Source organism: Mesorhizobium sp. WSM4816 (assembly GCF_055811535.1).
In genome coordinates, this window is record NZ_JBVVQR010000003.1 from 65,627 (window position 1) to 84,296 (window position 18,670).

The window sequence follows — 18,670 nt, forward strand, 5'->3', positions numbered from 1 at the left end:
CCTATTTCCCTGCCTCCTCGAACCATGCCACCAGCAGCGCCCGCTCCTTGTCGGTGATATGGGTGACGTTGGCGGGCGGCATCGCGTGGCTGCGGCCGGCCTGCAGGTAGATCTCGCGGGCTTGCCCGGCGATCCCGGCGTCCGTGTCGAGCATCACACCTTTCGGCGCGTGATAGATGCCCTCGTAGGACGGCTCCTGCGCATGGCACATCGAGCAACGGCCAAGCACCGTATCGCGCACTGCGGGAAAATGCGCCGAGGCGATATAGACCTGTGCCGTCGAGGACGCCTTGACTTCGCCGGTCAGCACTTTCGGCGCGGTTGACAGCCAGATGATGACGACGAACAGGACCGCGGCAGCCAGCCAGATCCAGGTCGGGTTGCCCTTGCGCGCATGCATGGTGTTGAAATAGTGCCGGATCAGCACGCCGATGATGAACACCAACGAGGCGATCACCCAGTTGAACTGGGTAGCAAACGCCAGCGGGTAGTGGTTCGACAGCATCAGGAAGAGAACGGGCAGCGTCAGGTAATTGTTGTGCAGCGAGCGCTGCTTGGCGATCTTGCCGTATTTCGGATCTGGCTTCCTGCCGGCGATCAGGTCGGCGACGACGATCTTCTGGTTCGGAATGATGACCATGAAGACATTGGCCGACATGATCGTCGCGGTGATGGCGCCAAGATGCAGGAAAGCGGCGCGGCCGGTGAACAGATGGGTAAGACCCCAGGCGATGAACACCAGCACGCCATAGAGCACCAGCATCAGGCCGGTGTCGCTCCTGCCAAGCGGCGAACGGCATAAGAGATCGTAGACCACCCAGCCGACGCCGATCGTCGCCAGCGACAGCAAGATGCCTGTAGGCACCGACATGGCAAGCACGTTGGGATCGATCAGGAAGAGGTCCGCGCCAGCATAGTAGACGACGCACAGCATGGCAAAGCCCGACAGCCAGGTAGCGTAGGATTCCCATTTGAACCAGGTCAGGTGCTCAGGCATTTCGGTCGGCGCCACGAGATATTTCTGGATGTGATAGAAGCCGCCGCCATGCACCTGCCATTCTTCGCCGAAGGCGCCGACAGGCATGCCCGGACGCTGGCGCAAGCCGAGATCGAGCGCGACGAAATAGAAGGACGAGCCGATCCAGGCTATGCTGGTGACGACATGCAGCCAGCGCACGGCGAAACTCAGCCAGTCCCAGAAAATCGCAAAATCGATCATTGAAAAGTCGTCCCTGCCGATTGGGTGACTTTACGGACTGGAGCGCAAACGGAAAGGGCCGAGCGGCACGATGACTTTCAAAAAAAAATGGAAAATACTACAGCGCCGCGCGTCCCTTGGACGCGCAAAGGACGCTGCAGAACTTTATCTGGTGCATGATCCTTTCCGAAAATCGATTCCGATTTTTCGGGGTCATGCACTAGCGCCGCGCGTCCCTTGGACGCGCAAAGGACGCTGTAGAACTTTATCTGGTGCATGATCCTTTCCGAAAATCGATTCCGATTTTTCGGGGTCATGCACTAGGGTTATCCCTGCGCAGCCGCATGAGAGCCCCAAGCCGCATGGCCTATCTCGACAACATCTCCGTCTTCGTTCGCGTCGTCGAGCTCGGCAATCTGTCGGCGGCGGGGCGCGACATGCGCATTTCGCCAGCGGTCGCCTCCAACCGCATCAAGGAGCTCGAAAAACATCTCGGTGTCAGGCTGTTCAATCGCACGACGCGGCAATTGATGCCGACCGAGCACGGCACGGTGTTCTACTCCGGCGCCAAGCAGGTGCTTGAGGCGGTCACCGAGGCGGAAGCCGCTGTCAGCGCTTTGTCCGGCCAGCCGCGTGGCACCATCAAGGTGACAGCGCCGCTTGGCCTCGGCCGGCGGCTGGTGGCGTCGGGAATCCCCGATTTCCACGACAAATATCCTGACATCGAGGTTCGGCTGAGGCTTTCGGACCACAATGTCGACATCATGAAGGAAGGCATCGACGTCGCGTTCAGACTGGGTATCATCGAGGATTCCAGCCTGAGAATGCGCGGCATCATGGAGTGCGAGCGGGTGCTGGTGGCGGCGCCGACATATCTGGAGACGCGCGGCGAGCCGACCGAGCCGCAGGAACTGATCGCCAGCAAACACGACTGCCTGATGCTGCGCTACGCCGGCGCGCGCGAATATGTGTGGACGCTGCAGACGGCCGACGGTCCGCGGAAATTCGAGGTGCACGGACCCTATGACACCGACGATGGCGACGTGCTGACCGGCTGGGCGCTGTCGGGCCGCGGCATCATCAACAAGCCGCGCTTCGAGGTCGAGCCGTTCATCCGCGACCGGCGTCTGAAGGTGATCCTGCCCGACACGCCACCGACGCCGGTGCAGTTCGCCGCCGTCTACCCGCACAAGAAGCTGCAGGACCCGAAGGTGCGGCTGCTGCTCGATTTCATGGCCGAGCGCTGCCAACGGCTGATCAAGGAAATTCTGGCCGGCAAATGAGCGTTGCTCGAATTCTGGCCGTCAGCCGGCCATTGCCTTGCCACGAGAGACGGGGTGCGGCGCGGCTCGCGCGCCAGCATGGGCGGCCAGTGCCGTCATGATCTCGGCCGCCGCCAAGGCCGCGATGACTTGCGGACGCTTGTCCTTGACCGCATCGCCGCCGATCGGCGAGACGAGGCCGGCAAATTGCGCCTCGCTGCCGTCCGCCGCATTCAGGAACCAGTTCCTGAATGTCGCCTTCTTGGTCTTCGAGCCGATCATGCCGACATAGGCGGCATCCCGGCGTTTCAGTGCCTCGGCGACGATCAGGAAATCCAGTGCGTGGTCGTGAGTGAGGACGACGAATGCGGCGCCAGCCGAAGCCTTGCGCACCATCGCCTCGGGCATTGGCGTCAGGCTGGTTTCGACCGTGTCCGGCATGCCCTCCAGCGCCTCGGCCCGCGTCTCGACAACGACGACACGGACCGGCAGCAAGGCCACCGCCGAGGCCAGCGCCTGGCCGACATGGCCGCCGCCGAAGATGTAGACATGCGGCAGCTGCGCCTGCTCGGCGTCCGCCGCCGCGACCAGCTCTTGCGCCAACGCCGTGTCGACCAGCCGGATCAGCACCTCGACCCTGCCGCCGCAGCACTGGCCGATCTCGGGCCCGAGCGGGACATCGAGCGTCGTGCGCGTATCCCTCCCCCTTGAGGGGAGGGTGGCGGCGAAGCCGTCGGGTGGGGTCGCCGCGGCAGTGCTCGACGCTCTGGCGGTGCCTTCTGAGACGACCCCCTCTGGCCGCTCCGCGGCCATCTCCCCCTCAAGGGGGGAGAAGAGCAGCTGCCGCGCCTTGTCGATCGCGATGAATTCGAGCTGGCCGCCGCCGATCGTGCCAAAAATCGCCGCGCCCGAGACGAGCATGAAGGCACCCTTCTCGCGAGGCGTCGAGCCTTTGGTCCCGGCCACCTCGACCAGGGCAACCCGGCGGGCGCCGCCAAGAAATGCTTTCAGGCTTTGCACTTTCGAGGTCATGTTTTTGCTTTCCCTATTGGGAAACATAGGGTTTTTCGGCCCGGATTGCACGCCTTGTACGAACCCCGGGACCGAGTTCAAGCACCAGCCTTGGCTTCCCTCTTCAGCCGTTCGATCGCCATCAGCACCCGCTCCGGCGTCGCCGGTGGGTCGAGGCGCGGGCAGATCCGATGGCCGGCAACGCTTGCCACCGCATCCGACAGCGCATGCAGCACCGAGATGCCGAGCGGCAGCGGCGGCTCGCCGACCGCCTTGGAGCGGTGCACCGTCGGCTCGCTCGCTTCCGGCCAATCGGCCAGCGTCACATTGAAGATCTTCGGTCGGTCCGAGGCGAGCGGAATCTTGTAGGTCGACGGCGCATGGGTGCGCAGCCGGCCCTTTTCGTCCCACCAAAGCTCCTCCGTCGTCAGCCATCCCATGCCCTGGATGAAGCCGCCTTCGACCTGGCCAAGGTCGATGGCGCGGTTCAGCGAGCGTCCGGTCTCGTGCAGGATGTCGGTGCGCTCGACGACATATTCGCCGGTCAGCGTGTCGACCGAGACTTCCGAGCACGCGGCGCCATAGGCGAAATAATAGAAGGGACGACCCTCGCCCTTGTCGCGATCCCAGTGGATTTTCGGCGTCTTGTAGAAGCCCGCCGCCGAAAGCTGGATGCGCGCCATATAGGCCTGCCTGATGAGATCGGCGAAGGCGATCTCCTGGTTGCCGATGCGCACCCGGTTGGGCAGGAACAGCACCTGGTCGCGCGGCACCTGGTATTTTTCGGCTGCGAAGTTGGTCAACCGCTCCTTGATCTGCCGGGCCGCGTTCTGCGCCGCCATGCCGTTGAGGTCGGAACCGGACGATGCGGCGGTCGCCGAGGTGTTCGGGACCTTGCCGGTCGTGGTCGCGGTGATCTTTACCTGGTCGAGGTCGATCTGGAATTCTTCCGCCACCACCTGCGCCACCTTGACGTAGAGACCTTGCCCCATCTCGGTGCCGCCATGGTTCAGATGCACCGAACCGTCGGTGTAGACATGCACCAGCGCGCCGGCCTGATTGTAGTGCGTCGCGGTAAACGAGATGCCGAACTTGACCGGCGTCAGCGCCAATCCACGCTTGATGAAGCGGCTGTTGGCGTTGAAAGCTTCAATGGTGCGGCGGCGCCTCGCATAGTCGCAACTCGCCTCCAGCTCGGCGACGATGCGGTGGATGATGTTGTCCTCGACCGTCTGGTGATAGGGCGTGACGTTGCGGTCGCTGGTGCCATAAAAATTCTTCTTGCGAATCTCGAGCGGGTCCTTGCCAACGGCAAAGGCGACCTCTTCGATGACACGCTCGGCGCCGACCATGCCTTGCGGCCCGCCGAAGCCGCGGAAGGCGGTGTTCGACACGGTGTTGGTGTAGAGCGGCGCCGATTGCGCATGAACCGCCGGCCAGAAATAGGTGTTGTCGCAGTGGAACAGCGCGCGATCGGTGACCGGGCCCGACAGGTCCGCCGAGAAGCCGCAGCGCGCCGCAAACATGAAATCGACGCCGAGGATATTGCCCTCGTCGTCGAAGCCGACCTCGTAATCGACGAGGAAGTCATGGCGCTTGCCGGTGGCGATCATGTCGTCGTCACGGTCGGGCCGGATTTTCACCGCGCGATGGTGTTTTTTTGCAGCAATCGCGGCGAGCGCGGCAAACTGGTTGCCTTGCGTTTCCTTGCCGCCAAAGCCGCCGCCCATGCGGCGGATCTCGACCGTGACGGCATGGCTCGGCACGCCGAGCGCATGGCTGACCATGTGCTGGATTTCGCTCGGATGCTGGGTCGACGAATAAATCGTGACGTCCTGATCCTCGCCGGGAATGGCCATGGCGATCTGGCCTTCGAGATAAAAATGGTCCTGGCCGCCGATGCGCATTTTTCCTTTCAGCCGGCGCGGCGCCGCCCTGATCGCAGCCGCGGCATCGCCGCGCCTCAGGGTCAGCGGCGGCGTGACCAGCTTGTCCTTCCTGGGATCGAGGACGCCGATGTCGGTGACGAAAGGCAATTCCTTGTATTCGACCTTGGCCAGCCTTGTGGCGCGGCGCGCCTGCTCGCGGGTTTCGGCGATGACGCAAAAGATCGGCTGGCCGAAAAACTGCACCTTGCCGGCGGCCAGCACCGGTTCGTCGTGGCGGCCGGTCGGCGAGATATCGTTTTCGCCCGGCACGTCGCTCGCCGTCAGCACGTCGACGACGCCGGGTGCTGCGCGGACCGCCGCCAGGTCCATGCTGCTGATGGTGGCATGCGTGGCCGTCGAAAGCCCGAGGCAGCCATGCAGCATGCCGGATGATTCCGGCATGTCATCGATATAGACGGCCGTGCCGCGGACATGCTTGTGCGCGGAATCATGACGCTGGTCGGTGGCAACGCCACCAGCGATTTTCTGCGCCTTGAGGTTTGGAGCGTGCTTGGTCATCACGCCGCCTCGTGGCGCGATATCTGGATCGGTGCTTTGGTGCCGCTGGTCTCGGCGAAGAACCGCAACAGCAGGTTGCGCGCCGCCAGCGCCCGGTATTCGGCGCTCGCCCGCATGTCGGTCAGCGGGGTAAAGTCTTTGGCGTACTCGGCCATGGCGGTCTCGACCGTCGGTTCCGTCCAGGGCCTGCCGAGCAGCGCCTTTTCCACGCCGAAAGCCCGCTTCGGCGTTGCCGCCATGCCGCCATAGGCGATGCGCACCTCCGCCACCGTGCCGTCCTTGGCCAGGGCCAGCAGGAATGCGCCAAGTGCGGCGGTGATGTCCTCGTCACGGCGCTTGGTGATCTTGTAGACGGCGAATTTGGTATCCCTGCCCGGCACTGGGACATGCACGGCCTCGACGAATTCGCCCGGCTGTCGGTCCTGCTTGCCATAGGCGATGAAGAAGTCTTCAAGCGAGATCGTCCGCCGCTTGTTGCCGCGGCGCAGCGTCAGCCGCGCGCCGAGTGCGATCAGCGGCGGCGGCGTGTCGCCGATCGGCGAGCCATTGGCGATGTTGCCGCCGATCGTGCCCATGTTGCGCACCTGGTCGCCGCCGATGCGATCGAACAGCGGGCCCAGCGCCGGGATGCGTTTCGCCAGCATTGAGAAAGCCTCGGTGTAGGTGACACCAGCGCCGATCGAGATGATGCCCTTGTCTTCGGAAATCCGGCACAGCCCGTTGAGATTGCCGATGAAGATCGCCGGCGCAATCTCGCGCATGTGCTTGGTCACCCACAGGCCGACATCGGTCGAACCGGCAACGATGGTGGCGCCCGGCTCCTTGTCGAGCACGGCGGCGAGGTCGTCGGCATCGGCCGGCACGACCAGGCGCTGCTTGCCGGCGCCGATCTCGATGCGCGAACCGTCTTTCATCGCTTCGAGCTTGCTCGTGATCGCCTTGCGCTCCGCTGCCAGCGGATCCTTTGCCGCCTTGCCGTAGCTGGAGATGGCACGTGCCGCCCGCATGATCGCCTCGTAGCCGGTGCAGCGGCAGAGATTGCCCTGAAGCGCCTTTTCGATGGCTGCATCCGACGGTTCCGGTGACCGCATCCACAGGGCATAAAGCGACATGACGAAACCCGGCGTGCAGAAGCCGCATTGCGAGCCGTGGAAATCCACCATCGCCTGCTGCACTGGATGCAGTTTTTCGCCGTCGCCGCGCAGATGCTCGACGGTTACGACATGCGTGCGATCGAGCGAGCCAAGGAAGCGGATGCAGGCATTGACGCTTTCATAGACGAGCCGGCCGCCTGACAGCCTTCCGACCAGCACGGTGCAAGCGCCGCAGTCGCCCTCGGCGCAGCCTTCCTTGGTGCCGCGCAGCGAGCGCTCGAGCCGCAGCCAGTCGAGCAAGGTCTCGTCGGGCGCGACCGTAGTCAGCGCAACATCCTCGCCATTGAGGATGAAGCGTATCTCATTGCGTATCTTGAGCCTCGTCATGTCTCAGCTCCCCCGATAGGTCGAATAGCCGTAGGGCGATATGAGCAGCGGCACGTGATAGTGCATCGGCTCGGCCATGCCGAAGCGGATCGGCACGCTGTCGAGGAAGGCCGGTTCCGGCAGTCTCAACCCCTGCCGGCGCAGATAGTCGCCGGCGGCGAAGACCAGCTCGTATTCGCCGGTGCGGAATTCCGCGTCGGCCAGCAGCGGCGCGTCACAGCGGCCGTCGGCATTGGTGACCGCTGTCTTCAGATGCGTCCGCATGTCGTCGTTGATGCGGTAAAGCTCGATCGACAGGCCTGCCGCCGGCCTGCCGGTCGCGGTGTCGAGGACATGGGTCGTCAGACGTCCGCCTTCGGCTTTCGACGTTTCCGCCACTGGCTGCTCCCATTCCGGTACACTCGAACATGTCCGGTACAGTCGAACATGTTTGGCGAATTGTGCGCCCATTAAAGGCGATGCATAAGTCCCGGTCGAGTGAAGTGCTGCAAAAACACTTTCAAAAATTTTCGGGGGAATGCGCAAGCATCCTTTCGACTATCCTGATCACACTATCCGGCAGGAGCTACAATGCGTTACGAACGAGACATGCGCGGCTACGGCGCTAATCCGCCGGATCCGAAATGGCCCGGCAGGGCGCATGTTGCGGTGCAGTTCGTCGTCAATTACGAGGAAGGCGGCGAAAATTGCGTCCTGCACGGCGACAAGGCTTCGGAAGCCTTCCTGTCCGAGATCGTCGGCGCTGCACCCTGGCCCGGGCAGCGCCACCGGAACATGGAATCGATCTACGAATATGGCGCCCGCGCCGGCTTCTGGCGATTGCTGCGCCTGTTCACCGAGGCTGAGGTGCCGATCACCTGCTACGGCGTCGCCACAGCACTGGCACGTTCGCCCGACCAGGTCGTGGCGATGCAGGAGGCCGGCTGGGAGATCGCCTCGCACGGGCTGAGATGGATCGACTATCGCGACCATGCGCCGGAGGACGAGCGCCGCGACATGGACGAGGCAATCCGGCTGCACTACGAGGTGACAGGCGCACGGCCGACCGGCTGGTACACCGGCCGCACGTCGATCAACACCGTGCGGCTGGCGGCGGAAGAGGGCGGCTTCGACTATGTGTCGGACACCTATGACGACGAGCTGCCCTACTGGTTCGAGCATGCTGCGCCGGACGGGTCGGCAAAGCCGCAGCTCATCATCCCCTATACGCTCGACGCCAACGATATGCGTTTCGCCACGCCGCAGGGCTTCAACTCGGGCGACCAGTTCTTCGCCTATCTCAGGGATAGTTTCGACACGCTCTATGCCGAGGGCGGGGCAGGACGGCCGCGCATGATGAATATCGGCCTGCACTGCCGCCTCGTCGGCCGGCCGGGCCGGGTCGCGGCGCTGAAGCGTTTCATCGACTACGTCAAATCGCACGACAGGGTCTGGCTGGCGCGGCGCATCGACATCGCCAGGCACTGGCAAAAAGCCCACCCGTTCCGGCCGCCGGCGCTGCGCCCGTCGAAGATGAAATTCGAGGCTTTCGTCCAGGCATTCGGCGGCGTATTCGAGCATTCGCCGTGGATCGCCGAGCGCGCCTATGAGCTGGAGCTCGGTCCGGCGCATGACAGTGCCGGCGGCCTGCACAATGCGCTGTGCCGTGTCTTTCGCGGCGCCAGCGGGGCCGAGCGGCTCTCCGTGCTCAACGCCCATCCCGACCTTGCCGGCAAACTGGCGCAAACCAAGCGGCTGACTGCGGAATCGGCCAGGGAACAGGCTTCCGCAGGGCTCGAGGCGCTGACCGATAAAGAGCGCGAGCTGTTCTCCAAGCTCAATGCCGCCTACGTCACCAGTTTCGGCTTCCCCTTCATCATCGCGGTGAAAGGCAAGACCAAGGAAGAAATCCTGGCGGAGTTCGAGGCGCGCATCGGCAACAGCCGCGGCGTTGAATTCGAAACCGCCTGCAAACAGGTCGAGCGTATCGCACTGCTCCGCCTCAAGGACATGCTTCCGCAATAGGCCTGGCTTCCGCAACAGGCTCTGAACTGATGGATACGATGAAAATGGCCGACCGAACCTATTACGCGCCGCAGGGCGGCCACCCCGGCCAGAGTGAGCTGCTGACCGGCCGGGCCGTCTTCACCGAGGCCTATGCCGTCATTCCCAGGGGGGTGATGCAGGACATCGTCACCAGCGCCCTGCCGTTCTGGGACGAGACCCGCGTCTGGGTGCTGTCGCGCCCGCTTTCGGGTTTTGCCGAGACGTTTTCGCAATACATCGTCGAGGTCGCGCCCGGCGGCGGCAGCGACCGGCCGGAACTGGATGCCGGCGCCGAGGGCGCCCTGTTCGTGGTCGAGGGCGAGCTGACCGTTTTGCTGGCTGGCGAGAAACATGTCCTGCAGCCGGGCGGCTTTGCTTTCCTGCCGCCGGCCAGCGGATGGACCGTTCGCAACGAGGGCGGCGCACCCGTTCGTTTCCACTGGATCCGAAAAGCCTACGAAGCCGTGGAGGGCATCGATACGCCGCAAGCCCTTTTTGCAAACGAACAGGACATCGCGCCCACGCCCATGCCCGGCACCGAAGGCAGATGGGCGACGACGCGTTTCGTCGATCCTGAAGACATGCGCCACGACATGCACATCACCCTGGTTACACTCGAGCCGGGCGCGGTCATCCCCTTCGCCGAGACCCATGTCATGGAGCACGGCCTCTATGTGCTGGAGGGCAAGGCGGTCTACCGCCTTAACCAGGACTGGGTCGAGGTCGAGGCCGGCGACTATATGTGGCTGCGCGCCTTCTGCCCGCAGGCCTGCTATGCCGGCGGTCCGAGCCAGTTCCGATATCTGCTCTACAAGGACGTCAACCGGCATGCCAAGCTTGGCGGCGCCGGCGTCGCGAGGCGCGCGCCATGAGCCGCATTGTGGCGCGCTCGCTGACCCGCGAGAACTTCGCTGAATTCGGCGACGTCATCGATATGGGCGGCGACAATCACTACCCGATCAATGGCGGCAAGGCGGAACGCTACCACGACCTCGCCACCGCCGAGGCGCAGGGACCGAATGCGCGCGTGCTGATCTCTATGGTGCGCGGCACGCCTTACGATTTTCCGCTGAAGCTCACCATGGTCGAGCGTCACCCGTTCGGCAGCCAGGCTTTCATCCCGCTGTCGCCACGGCCGTTCCTGGTCGTCGTCTGCCATGACAGCGACGAAGGCCCAGGAGAGCCGCACGCATTCATCACCACGCCCGGGCAAGGCGTCAATTACCCACGCAATCGGTGGCACGGCGTGCTGACGCCGATCGGTGAGGCCCAGGATTTTCTCGTCGTCGACCGCGGTGGCGACGGCTCCAACCTCGAAGAGTGCCATTTCTCGCACGGTTACGAGATCGATCTGCCGGACAGGAGCCAATAATGGCCGATACTTCGCTGATCGACCGCCTGCTCGACGTCATCGAGCATGACATTGTGCCGAAGACGGCCGAAGGCGTCGCCCATGGCAACAAGCTGTTCGGCGCGGCGATCTTGAGAAAGGATGACCGCTCGCTGGTGCTCGCCGAAACCAACAACGAGGCGGAAAATCCGCTCTGGCATGGCGAGGTGCACTGCCTGAAGCGGTTCTACGAAATGCCGAAGGCCGAGCGCGTCGACACCAAGGACGCGATCTTCCTCGCCACGCACGAACCCTGCTCGCTATGCCTGTCGGCGATCACCTGGACCGGCTTCGACAATTTCTACTATCTGTTTTCGCACGAGGATTCGCGCGACAGCTTCGCCATCCCACACGACCTGAAGATCCTGAAGGAGGTCTTCACCCTCGACCCTGGCGGCTACAATGCCGAGAACGCCTATTGGAAGAGTTTTTCGATCCGAAAACTGGTGTGGTCGCTGCCCGAGACCGAGCGTGTGCGACTGGAAACGCGGATCGGCAAGATCTCGGCGCGCTACGACGAACTGTCCAGCGCTTACCAGGCGAGCAAGGACGAAAACGACATTCCGTTGAGTTGACGCGGATTGACCAGCCGAATTCGTTGGCTGGCCCACGACGACGTCCCACGGGCTCCATCATTTGGCGGTCCTGGAGTCGCCCGCATGAAAACCGTCACTGAATTTCCCCGCAAGGTCGTCGAGTTTCCGGACATGGGCATCGTCATGCCGGATGGCTGCCGGCTGTCGGCGCGGGTGTGGATGCCGGCCGATGGCGCCGACGATCCGGTGCCGGCGATCCTCGAGCACCTGCCCTACCGCAAGCGCGACGGCACAATTTATCGGGACCAGCTGACGCATCCCTATTTCGCCGGTCACGGCTACGCCTCTATCCGCGTCGACACGCGCGGCAATGGCGATTCCGAAGGGCTGATGGATGACGAATATTCCGAGCAAGAATTGCAGGACGCATGCGACGTGATCGCTTGGGCGGCGGCCCAGCCCTGGTGCAACGGCAGTGTCGGCATGATGGGCATCTCCTGGGGCGGCTTCAACTGCCTGCAGACGGCAGCCAAGCGGCCGCCGGCGCTGAAGGCGGTGATCAGTCTCTGTTCGACCGTCGACCGCTATGCCGACGACATCCACTACAAGGGCGGCTGCCTGCTGGTCGAGAATTTCGGCTGGGCCTCGACCATGCTGTCCTATTCGTCGCGGCCACCGGATCCGCTGCTCGCCGGCGACAACCGCTGGCGCGACCTGTGGTTGACCCGACTGGCGAACCAGCCCTTCCTGGCGCCATTGTGGCTGAAGCATCAGCACCGCGACGCCTATTGGAAGCGCGGTTCGATCTGCGAGAACTATTCCGCCATCCAAGCCGCCGTGCTGTCGATCGGCGGCTGGCATGACGGCTATCGCAATACGATTTCCCACCTCGCGGCCAATATCGAGGCGCCGGTCAAGGGCATCGTCGGCCCGTGGATCCACAAGTACCCGCATTACGCCGCACCGAAACCAGCGATCGGCTTCCTGCAGGAGGCCTTGCGCTGGTGGGACCGCTGGTTGAAAGGCATCGACACCGGCGTCGAGGCCGACCCGGCCTACCGCGCCTATGTGATGGACAGCGTGCGCCCCGCGCGTTGGCATCCCGAGCGGCCCGGCCGCTGGGTTGCCGAAGCAGACTGGCCATCGCCCAACATCAAGGCTGAGGCGATCGAACTGATCCCGGAAGGCGCCAGGCCTGCAATCGTGGCTTCGCCACAAAGCTGCGGCCTCGCCGGCGGCGAATATTTCCCCTTCACCTTCGGGCCGGAACTGCCCGGCGACCAGCGCCCCGACGATTTGCTGTCGGTGTGTTTCGACCAGCCCCCGCTCGGCGAGGCGATCGACATTGTCGGCGCGCCGGAGGTTTTGATCCAGGTCGCCTCGGATCGACCGCAGGCGAACATCGCGGTGCGGCTGTGCGACGTGCATCCTGACGGCGCATCCGAATTGATCTCCTACGGCGTGCTCAACCTGACGCACCGCAACTCGCATGAATTCCCCGAGGCGCTGGTGCCGGAAGAGACCGTTTTGGCGCGGGTGGTGCTCGACCAATGCGCCTATCGCGTGCCATCAGGCCATCGCCTGCGTATTGCCGTTTCGAACGCCTACTGGCCGATGATCTGGCCATCGCCGGAACCGGTTCGGCTCGACCTGTCGGCGGCTACGCTGAAGCTGCCGCTGCGTCCGCCGGCGCAAGGCGACGAAGTCACGTTCCCTACGCCCGAGGCAGCCGTGCCCTGGGCAACCGAAACGGTCCGTGCCGCCAATTCGGAGCGTCATGTTGATCGCGACGAGAAGACCGGAATCGTCACGCTTTCCATTGTCGACGATTTCGGCGAGGTGCGCGACCTGGAGCATGGCCTCGCCAATGGCAGCGTCGCCCGCGAGACATGGGCGATCCATCCTGACAATCCGCTGTCAGCGTCGGGCAAGACCCACTGGACGCAGACGCTGTCGCGAAATGGATGGTCGGTGCGCACAGAAACGTCAGCCGAGATGCGGTCCGATGCGCAAAACTTCATTATTAGCGCCAGAATCGAAGCCTATGAAGGCGAGGAACTGGTTTTCGAGCGTAATTTCGAAGAGAAAATCCCGCGCGATCTGCTTTGAGCGCTTATGCGGATTGGTCCAATTGCGACGTACGATTTACGCCACGGCATGTCGCATTCGGTCTTGCTTACGGCGTTCCCTTGCGGTCATTATTCTCCTCACAAGAAACCATAAAAAACGACCACAAGGTCGAACCAACAGAGTGAGGAACTCAACATGTCAAACGAACTGGAATTTCTTAGCCTGCGCGTCGCATCCGGCAAACTGAGCCGTCGTGATTTTCTCGGCCGGGCGGCAGCGCTCGGCGTCACCGCGACCTTCGCCAACTCGCTGCTTTCAAGTGCAGCGCGCGCCGCGGGTCCGGTCAAGGGCGGCACGTTGAAGGCCGGCCTGGTCGGCGGCGAGTCCACCAACAGCCTCGATCCGGCCCTGTTCATGACGCAGGTGCCGTTCGCCTTCGGCAAGATGTGGGGCGAACTGATCGTCGAGCTTTCCCCGGAAGGCACGCTCGAGAACCGCATCGCCGAGGAGATCGGCTCGTCTGACGACGCCAAGGTCTGGACGCTGAAGATTCGCGACGGCGTCGAATTCCATAACGGCAAGACGGTAACCGCCGAGGACGTCGCCGCCACACTCCAACGCCATTCGGACGAGAAGTCGAAGTCGGGCGCGCTCGGCTACATGAAAGGCATCGAGAGCATCAAGGCCAGCGGCAAGGAAGTCGTGCTGACGCTGAAGGAAGCCAATGCCGACCTGCCCTATCTGCTTAGCGATTACCATTTGATCATCCAGCCCAATGGCGGCAAGGACAAGGCCGACGCCGGCATCTCGGCCGGACCCTACAAGATCACCACCAACGAGCCCGGCGTGCGCCATGGCGGCGAGCGGTTTGCCAATTACTGGCAGGCCGACAAGATGGGCCATGCCGACCAGATCGAGATCATCGTCATCAACGACGCCACGGCGCGCACTTCGGCCTTGCAGGGCGGCCAGGTCAACATGATCAACCGCGTCGAGCCGAAGATCGTCGACCTGATCAAGCGGCTGCCCGGCGTCACCATCCGCAACCATGCGGGTCCTGGCCACTACGTCTTCATCATGCATTGCAACACGGCGCCGTTCGACAACAACGATTTGCGCATGGCGCTGAAGCTGGCGATCGACCGCGAGGAGATGCTCGACAAGATCCTCAGAGGCTATGGCTCGCTCGGCAACGACTTCCCGATCAACGCGTCCTATCCGCTGTTTACCGAGATCGAGCAGCGCAACTACGACCCCGACAAGGCCAAGTTCCACTACAAGAAGTCGGGGCACGACGGCACCGTGCTGCTCAGGACCTCGGATGTCGCCTTCCCCGGCGCCGTCGACGCATCCCAGCTCTTCCAGCAGAGCGCGGCCAAGGCCGGCATCAAGATCGAGCTCAAGCGGGAGCCCGGCGACGGTTACTGGAACGAGGTCTGGAACAAGCAGCCCTTCTCCGCCTCCTATTGGGGCGGCCGCTCGACCCAGGACCAGATGTATTCGACCGCCTATCTGTCGACGGCCGATTGGAACGATACGCGTTTCAAGCGTCCGGACTTCGACAAGATGGTGCTGGCGGCGCGCGCCGAGCTCGATGAGACCAAGCGCAAGCAGATGTATCACGACATGGCTGTCATGGTGCGCGACGAGGGCGGCCTCATCTTGCCGATGTTCAATCAGTTCATCGACGCGACGGGTGCCAAGGTCGCCGGCTGGGTCGACGATCCGCATCAGGAACTGATGAACGGCTACGCTCTGGCGAAGTGCTGGCTCGAAGCTTGAGCCTGGCCTTGCGGATATGTCCTCACCCATTGTGAAACTGGTGGCCCAGCGCGTTGCGCTGGGCATCCTTCTCTTGTTGGCCGTCTCGGTCCTGATCTTCGCCGGCACCCAGATCCTGCCCGGCGACGTCGCGCAAGCCATTCTCGGACAGTCGGCGACGCCGGAGTCGCTCGCCAATCTGCGCGAGCAGCTCGGCCTCAACGATCCGGCCTTTATCCGCTATTTCCGCTGGCTCGGCGGCGTCGTGACCGGCGATCTCGGCACCGCCATGTCGAGCGGGCAGGATATTGCGACGTCGATCAAGGGGCGGTTGTGGAACACGCTGTTCCTCGCCTTCTGGGCGGCGGTCGTGGCCGTGCCGCTGGCGATCATACTCGGCCTGATCGCAGTGCGTTACCGCAATGGCTGGGTCGACAAGCTGATCTCCGGACTGGCGCTTGCCTCGACCTCGTTTCCCGAATTCTTCATCGGCTACGTGCTGGTCTATTTCTTTGCCGTGAAATACCAGATCTTCCCCGGCATCTCGACGGTCTATGACGGAATGCCTTTCGGCGAGCGCATGCAGGCGATCATGCTGCCGGCGGCGGCGCTGACGCTGGTGGTGCTCGCCCACATGATGCGCATGACGCGCGCCGCAATCCTCAATGTCATGCAGTCGGCCTATGTGGAAACCGCCGAGCTCAAGGGGCTTTCGGCATTCGCCGTCATCCGCAGGCATGCCTTTCCCAATGCGATTGCGCCGATCATCAACGTCGTCATGCTCAACCTCGCCTATCTCATCGTCGGCGTCGTCGTGGTCGAAGTGATCTTCGTCTACCCGGGCATGGGCCAATATCTCGTCGACCACGTCACCAAGCGCGACGTGCCGGTGGTGCAGGCGGTGGGCCTGATTTTCGCCGCCGTGTACATCAGCTTGAACATCATTGCGGACATAGCGGCGATCGTCGCCAATCCGCGTCTCAGACATCCGAAATAGGGGAGCGGGCATGCTCGACATAAAACGCATCCCCATCCCTGCGCTGATCGGCCTGGTGCTGACGGCGCTGTTCGTGCTGGGGGCGATCTTCGCGCCCTGGATCGCTCCTTATGGCAATGGCGAGATTGTCGGCGACGTCTGGGGACCGATGTCGGCGACACATTGGCTGGGCACCGACAATCTCGGCCGCGACCTCCTTTCGCGCATGATCTACGGCGCCCGCGTCACGCTGCTCATCGCGGTGCTGGCCACGGCGCTGTCCTTCTCGCTTGGCGCGATCCTTGGCTTCTCGGCGGCGGTTTTCGGCGGCTGGTTCGACACGCTGCTGTCGCGCCTCGTCGATCTCCTGATGTCGATCCCGACGCTGATCATGGGCCTCGTCGTGCTCTCGGTGCTGCCTACCAATCTGGTAACGCTGATCCTGGTCATGGGTATCCTCGACTCGACCCGCGTCTACCGCCTGTCGCGGGCGGTCGCCGTCGACATCAACGTCATGGATTACGTCGAGGCGGCCAAGCTGCGCGGCGAAGGCAGCGCGTGGATCATCTTCCGCGAGATCCTGCCCAACGCGTTGTCGCCGCTGGTTTCGGAACTCGGCCTGCGCTTCATCTATGCGGTGCTGTTCCTGTCGACGCTGTCCTTCCTCGGGCTCGGCGTGCAGCCGCCTAGCGCCGACTGGGGCGGCATGGTCAAGGAAAACAAGGATGGCATCGTCTTCGGTATCGCGGCGGCGCTCATCCCTGCGGCGGCGATCGCCATGCTGGCGATTTCCGTCAACCTTGTCGCCGACTGGGTGCTCAACCGCACGACAAGCCTTAAGGGAGGACGCGGGTGATGGCTGACCAGCGAGCAAAGTCCATGCTGCTCGACATCCGCAATCTGCGCATCGAGGCCACGGTGTTCCCGCCGGGCGAGGCGCCGAAGAACATCGTGCTTGTCCACGACGTCTCGCTGACGCTCGAGAAGGGCAAGGTGCTCGGCCTGATCGGCGAGTCCGGCGCCGGCAAGTCGACCATCGGCTTGGCGTCGATGGGCTATGGCCGCGGCGGCGTGCGCATCACCGGCGGCGAGGTCACCCTCAACGGCCGCGACATCCTCAAGGGCGGCAAGGAAGGCTTTCGCAAGCTCCGTGGCCGCGAGGTCTGCTATGTCGCGCAATCGGCTGCCGCCGCCTTCAACCCAGCGCATAGGCTGATGGACCAGGTGGTCGAGGCGACACTGCTGCATGGCACGGCAACCCGGGCTGCGGCCGAAAAACGCGCCGTTGCGCTGTTCAAGAAGCTCAGCCTGCCGAACCCCGAAAGCATCGGCGAGCGCTTTCCGCACCAGGTATCGGGCGGCCAGCTGCAGCGCGTGATGACGGCGATGGCGCTGTGCTCCGAGCCCGACCTGATCGTCTTCGACGAGCCGACCACGGCGCTCGACGTGACGACGCAGATCGACGTGCTGGCGGCGATCAAGGATGCCATCCGCGACACCCATGTCGCGGCGCTCTACATCACCCACGACCTCGCCGTGGTCGCCCAGGTCGCGGACGAGATCATGGTGCTGCGTCACGGCCGGCTGGTCGAATGGGGCGGCACCCGCCAGATCATCAAGGAACCGCGCCAGGAATACACCAATGCGCTGGTCTCGGTGCATGAGATCGAGCACCAGGAGCAGAAGCCCGGCACGACGCCGTTCCTGTCGGTCAAGAACATCACCGCCGCCTATGGCCGCAGCCATATCAAGGTGCTGAAGAACGTCTCGGTCGACATCTATCCGGGCCAGACGCTGGCGGTGGTCGGCGAGTCCGGTTCGGGCAAGTCGACGCTGGCGCGCGCCATCACCGGCCTCCTGCCGCCCGAAGAGGGCACCGTCACCTTCGATGGACGTCCGCTCGCCAACCGGCTCGCCGACCGGCCCAAGGAGGATCTGCGCCAGTTGCAGATGATCTACCAGATGGCCGACGTGGCGATGAACCCGCGCCAGACCGTCGGCACCATCATCGGCCGGCCGCTCGAATTCTATTTTGGTTTGCGCGGCCGCGAGCGCGACAAGCGCGTCGCCGAATTGCTTGACAAGATCGAAATGGGCAAGGGCTTTGTCGACCGCTACCCGGCCGAGCTTTCCGGTGGCCAGAAGCAGCGCGTCTGCATCGCCCGCTCGCTCGCCGCCAAGCCGAAGCTGATCATCTGCGACGAGGTGACCTCGGCGCTCGACCCGCTGGTCGCCAACGGCATCCTGAAACTGTTGCTCGAGCTGCAGAAAGAGGAAAACGTCGCCTATCTGTTCATCACCCACGACCTTGCCACGGTGAAGTCGATCGCCGATTCGATCGCGGTGATGTATCGCGGCGAGGTGGTGCGCTACGGCGCGAAGAGCCAGGTGCTGGCGCCGCCGTTCGATGCCTACACCGACCTTCTCTTGTCCTCAGTCCCCGAAATGGAGATCGGCTGGCTGGAAAAGGCGATCAAGGGACGGCGCATGGCCAGCGCGGGCAATTAGACATC

The 18,670-nt window shown here is 63.5% G+C and carries 15 protein-coding genes; 10 read left to right on the top strand and 5 right to left on the bottom strand.

Annotated elements, in window-relative coordinates; genetic code table 11:
• Position 1: 1 nt before the first annotated feature.
• A complete protein-coding gene (locus AC0L3H_RS04570; RefSeq protein ID WP_473507813.1) occupies positions 2-1,219 on the bottom strand; it encodes a urate hydroxylase PuuD in 1,218 nt (405 codons plus the stop codon).
• Positions 1,220-1,560: 341 nt separating this feature from the next.
• On the opposite strand from AC0L3H_RS04570, the gene AC0L3H_RS04575 reads away from it, so the two are divergent.
• The gene (locus tag AC0L3H_RS04575; RefSeq protein ID WP_473584853.1) at positions 1,561-2,481 is read left to right on the top strand and encodes a LysR family transcriptional regulator; all 921 of its coding nucleotides are present in this window, start codon (positions 1,561-1,563) and stop codon (positions 2,479-2,481) included.
• 21 nt (positions 2,482-2,502) lie between these two features.
• Here AC0L3H_RS04575 and xdhC read toward each other — a convergent pair whose 3' ends face one another.
• From xdhC to uraH, 4 genes are all read right to left on the bottom strand, one after another.
• Positions 2,503-3,492, bottom strand: coding sequence for a xanthine dehydrogenase accessory protein XdhC (gene xdhC, locus AC0L3H_RS04580; RefSeq protein WP_473584656.1), 990 nt, complete (start codon positions 3,490-3,492; stop codon positions 2,503-2,505).
• Between the two features lie 77 nt (positions 3,493-3,569).
• Positions 3,570-5,918 carry a xanthine dehydrogenase molybdopterin binding subunit gene (gene xdhB, locus AC0L3H_RS04585; protein WP_473584657.1) on the bottom strand — a complete coding sequence of 783 codons (2,349 nt, stop codon included), beginning with the start codon at positions 5,916-5,918 and terminating at the stop codon, positions 3,570-3,572.
• Positions 5,918-7,399, bottom strand: a complete 1,482-nt coding sequence (gene xdhA / locus AC0L3H_RS04590; RefSeq protein WP_473584658.1) for a xanthine dehydrogenase small subunit — start codon at positions 7,397-7,399, stop codon at positions 5,918-5,920. The genes xdhB and xdhA overlap by 1 nt, the downstream gene beginning before the upstream one ends.
• Before the next feature lie 3 nt (positions 7,400-7,402).
• Positions 7,403-7,777, bottom strand: coding sequence for a hydroxyisourate hydrolase (gene uraH / locus AC0L3H_RS04595; protein WP_236377917.1), 375 nt, complete (start codon positions 7,775-7,777; stop codon positions 7,403-7,405).
• Positions 7,778-7,969: 192 nt separating this feature from the next.
• Between uraH and puuE the strand changes: the two genes are divergently transcribed.
• The 9 genes from puuE (at position 7,970) to AC0L3H_RS04640 (ending at position 18,665) form a co-directional block, all read left to right on the top strand.
• Positions 7,970-9,403, top strand: coding sequence for an allantoinase PuuE (gene puuE, locus AC0L3H_RS04600; RefSeq protein WP_473584659.1), 1,434 nt, complete (start codon positions 7,970-7,972; stop codon positions 9,401-9,403).
• Positions 9,404-9,447: 44 nt separating this feature from the next.
• Positions 9,448-10,296, top strand: a complete 849-nt coding sequence (locus AC0L3H_RS04605) for a bifunctional allantoicase/(S)-ureidoglycine aminohydrolase (protein ID WP_473584660.1) — start codon at positions 9,448-9,450, stop codon at positions 10,294-10,296.
• Complete coding sequence (locus AC0L3H_RS04610; protein ID WP_473584661.1) at positions 10,293-10,796, top strand: ureidoglycolate lyase; 504 nt, start codon at positions 10,293-10,295, stop codon at positions 10,794-10,796. The genes AC0L3H_RS04605 and AC0L3H_RS04610 overlap by 4 nt, the downstream gene beginning before the upstream one ends.
• A complete protein-coding gene (locus AC0L3H_RS04615; protein WP_473584662.1) occupies positions 10,796-11,389 on the top strand; it encodes a nucleoside deaminase in 594 nt (197 codons plus the stop codon). The genes AC0L3H_RS04610 and AC0L3H_RS04615 overlap by 1 nt, the downstream gene beginning before the upstream one ends.
• 84 nt (positions 11,390-11,473) lie before the next feature.
• Complete coding sequence (locus AC0L3H_RS04620; protein ID WP_473584663.1) at positions 11,474-13,459, top strand: CocE/NonD family hydrolase; 1,986 nt, start codon at positions 11,474-11,476, stop codon at positions 13,457-13,459.
• 156 nt (positions 13,460-13,615) lie between these two features.
• Positions 13,616-15,202 (top strand): ABC transporter substrate-binding protein, encoded by a 1,587-nt coding sequence (locus tag AC0L3H_RS04625; RefSeq protein WP_473584664.1) that lies wholly within the window; start codon positions 13,616-13,618, stop codon positions 15,200-15,202.
• Positions 15,203-15,218: 16 nt separating this feature from the next.
• Positions 15,219-16,178: an ABC transporter permease gene (locus tag AC0L3H_RS04630; RefSeq protein WP_473492662.1), complete on the top strand. Its 960-nt coding sequence runs from the start codon at positions 15,219-15,221 to the stop codon at positions 16,176-16,178.
• Positions 16,179-16,188: 10 nt separating this feature from the next.
• Positions 16,189-17,013: an ABC transporter permease gene (locus tag AC0L3H_RS04635; protein ID WP_473584665.1), complete on the top strand. Its 825-nt coding sequence runs from the start codon at positions 16,189-16,191 to the stop codon at positions 17,011-17,013.
• Positions 17,013-18,665: an ABC transporter ATP-binding protein gene (locus tag AC0L3H_RS04640; protein ID WP_473584666.1), complete on the top strand. Its 1,653-nt coding sequence runs from the start codon at positions 17,013-17,015 to the stop codon at positions 18,663-18,665. Before AC0L3H_RS04635 ends, AC0L3H_RS04640 begins: the two co-directional genes overlap by 1 nt.
• Positions 18,666-18,670 lie beyond the last annotated feature (5 nt).

Bases quoted from the DNA above. Each gene is read 5' to 3' on its own strand.
- AC0L3H_RS04570 (WP_473507813.1), bottom strand. From the start codon at position 1,219: ATGATCGATTTTGCGATTTTCTGGGACTGGCTGAGTTTCGCCGTGCGC.
- AC0L3H_RS04575 (WP_473584853.1), top strand. From the start codon at position 1,561: ATGGCCTATCTCGACAACATCTCCGTCTTCGTTCGCGTCGTCGAGCTC.
- xdhC (WP_473584656.1), bottom strand. From the start codon at position 3,492: ATGACCTCGAAAGTGCAAAGCCTGAAAGCATTTCTTGGCGGCGCCCGC.
- xdhB (WP_473584657.1), bottom strand. From the start codon at position 5,918: ATGACCAAGCACGCTCCAAACCTCAAGGCGCAGAAAATCGCTGGTGGC.
- xdhA (WP_473584658.1), bottom strand. From the start codon at position 7,399: ATGACGAGGCTCAAGATACGCAATGAGATACGCTTCATCCTCAATGGC.
- puuE (WP_473584659.1), top strand. From the start codon at position 7,970: ATGCGTTACGAACGAGACATGCGCGGCTACGGCGCTAATCCGCCGGAT.
- AC0L3H_RS04605 (WP_473584660.1), top strand. From the start codon at position 9,448: ATGGCCGACCGAACCTATTACGCGCCGCAGGGCGGCCACCCCGGCCAG.
- AC0L3H_RS04610 (WP_473584661.1), top strand. From the start codon at position 10,293: ATGAGCCGCATTGTGGCGCGCTCGCTGACCCGCGAGAACTTCGCTGAA.
- AC0L3H_RS04615 (WP_473584662.1), top strand. From the start codon at position 10,796: ATGGCCGATACTTCGCTGATCGACCGCCTGCTCGACGTCATCGAGCAT.
- AC0L3H_RS04620 (WP_473584663.1), top strand. From the start codon at position 11,474: ATGAAAACCGTCACTGAATTTCCCCGCAAGGTCGTCGAGTTTCCGGAC.
- AC0L3H_RS04625 (WP_473584664.1), top strand. From the start codon at position 13,616: ATGTCAAACGAACTGGAATTTCTTAGCCTGCGCGTCGCATCCGGCAAA.
- AC0L3H_RS04630 (WP_473492662.1), top strand. From the start codon at position 15,219: ATGTCCTCACCCATTGTGAAACTGGTGGCCCAGCGCGTTGCGCTGGGC.
- AC0L3H_RS04635 (WP_473584665.1), top strand. From the start codon at position 16,189: ATGCTCGACATAAAACGCATCCCCATCCCTGCGCTGATCGGCCTGGTG.
- AC0L3H_RS04640 (WP_473584666.1), top strand. From the start codon at position 17,013: ATGGCTGACCAGCGAGCAAAGTCCATGCTGCTCGACATCCGCAATCTG.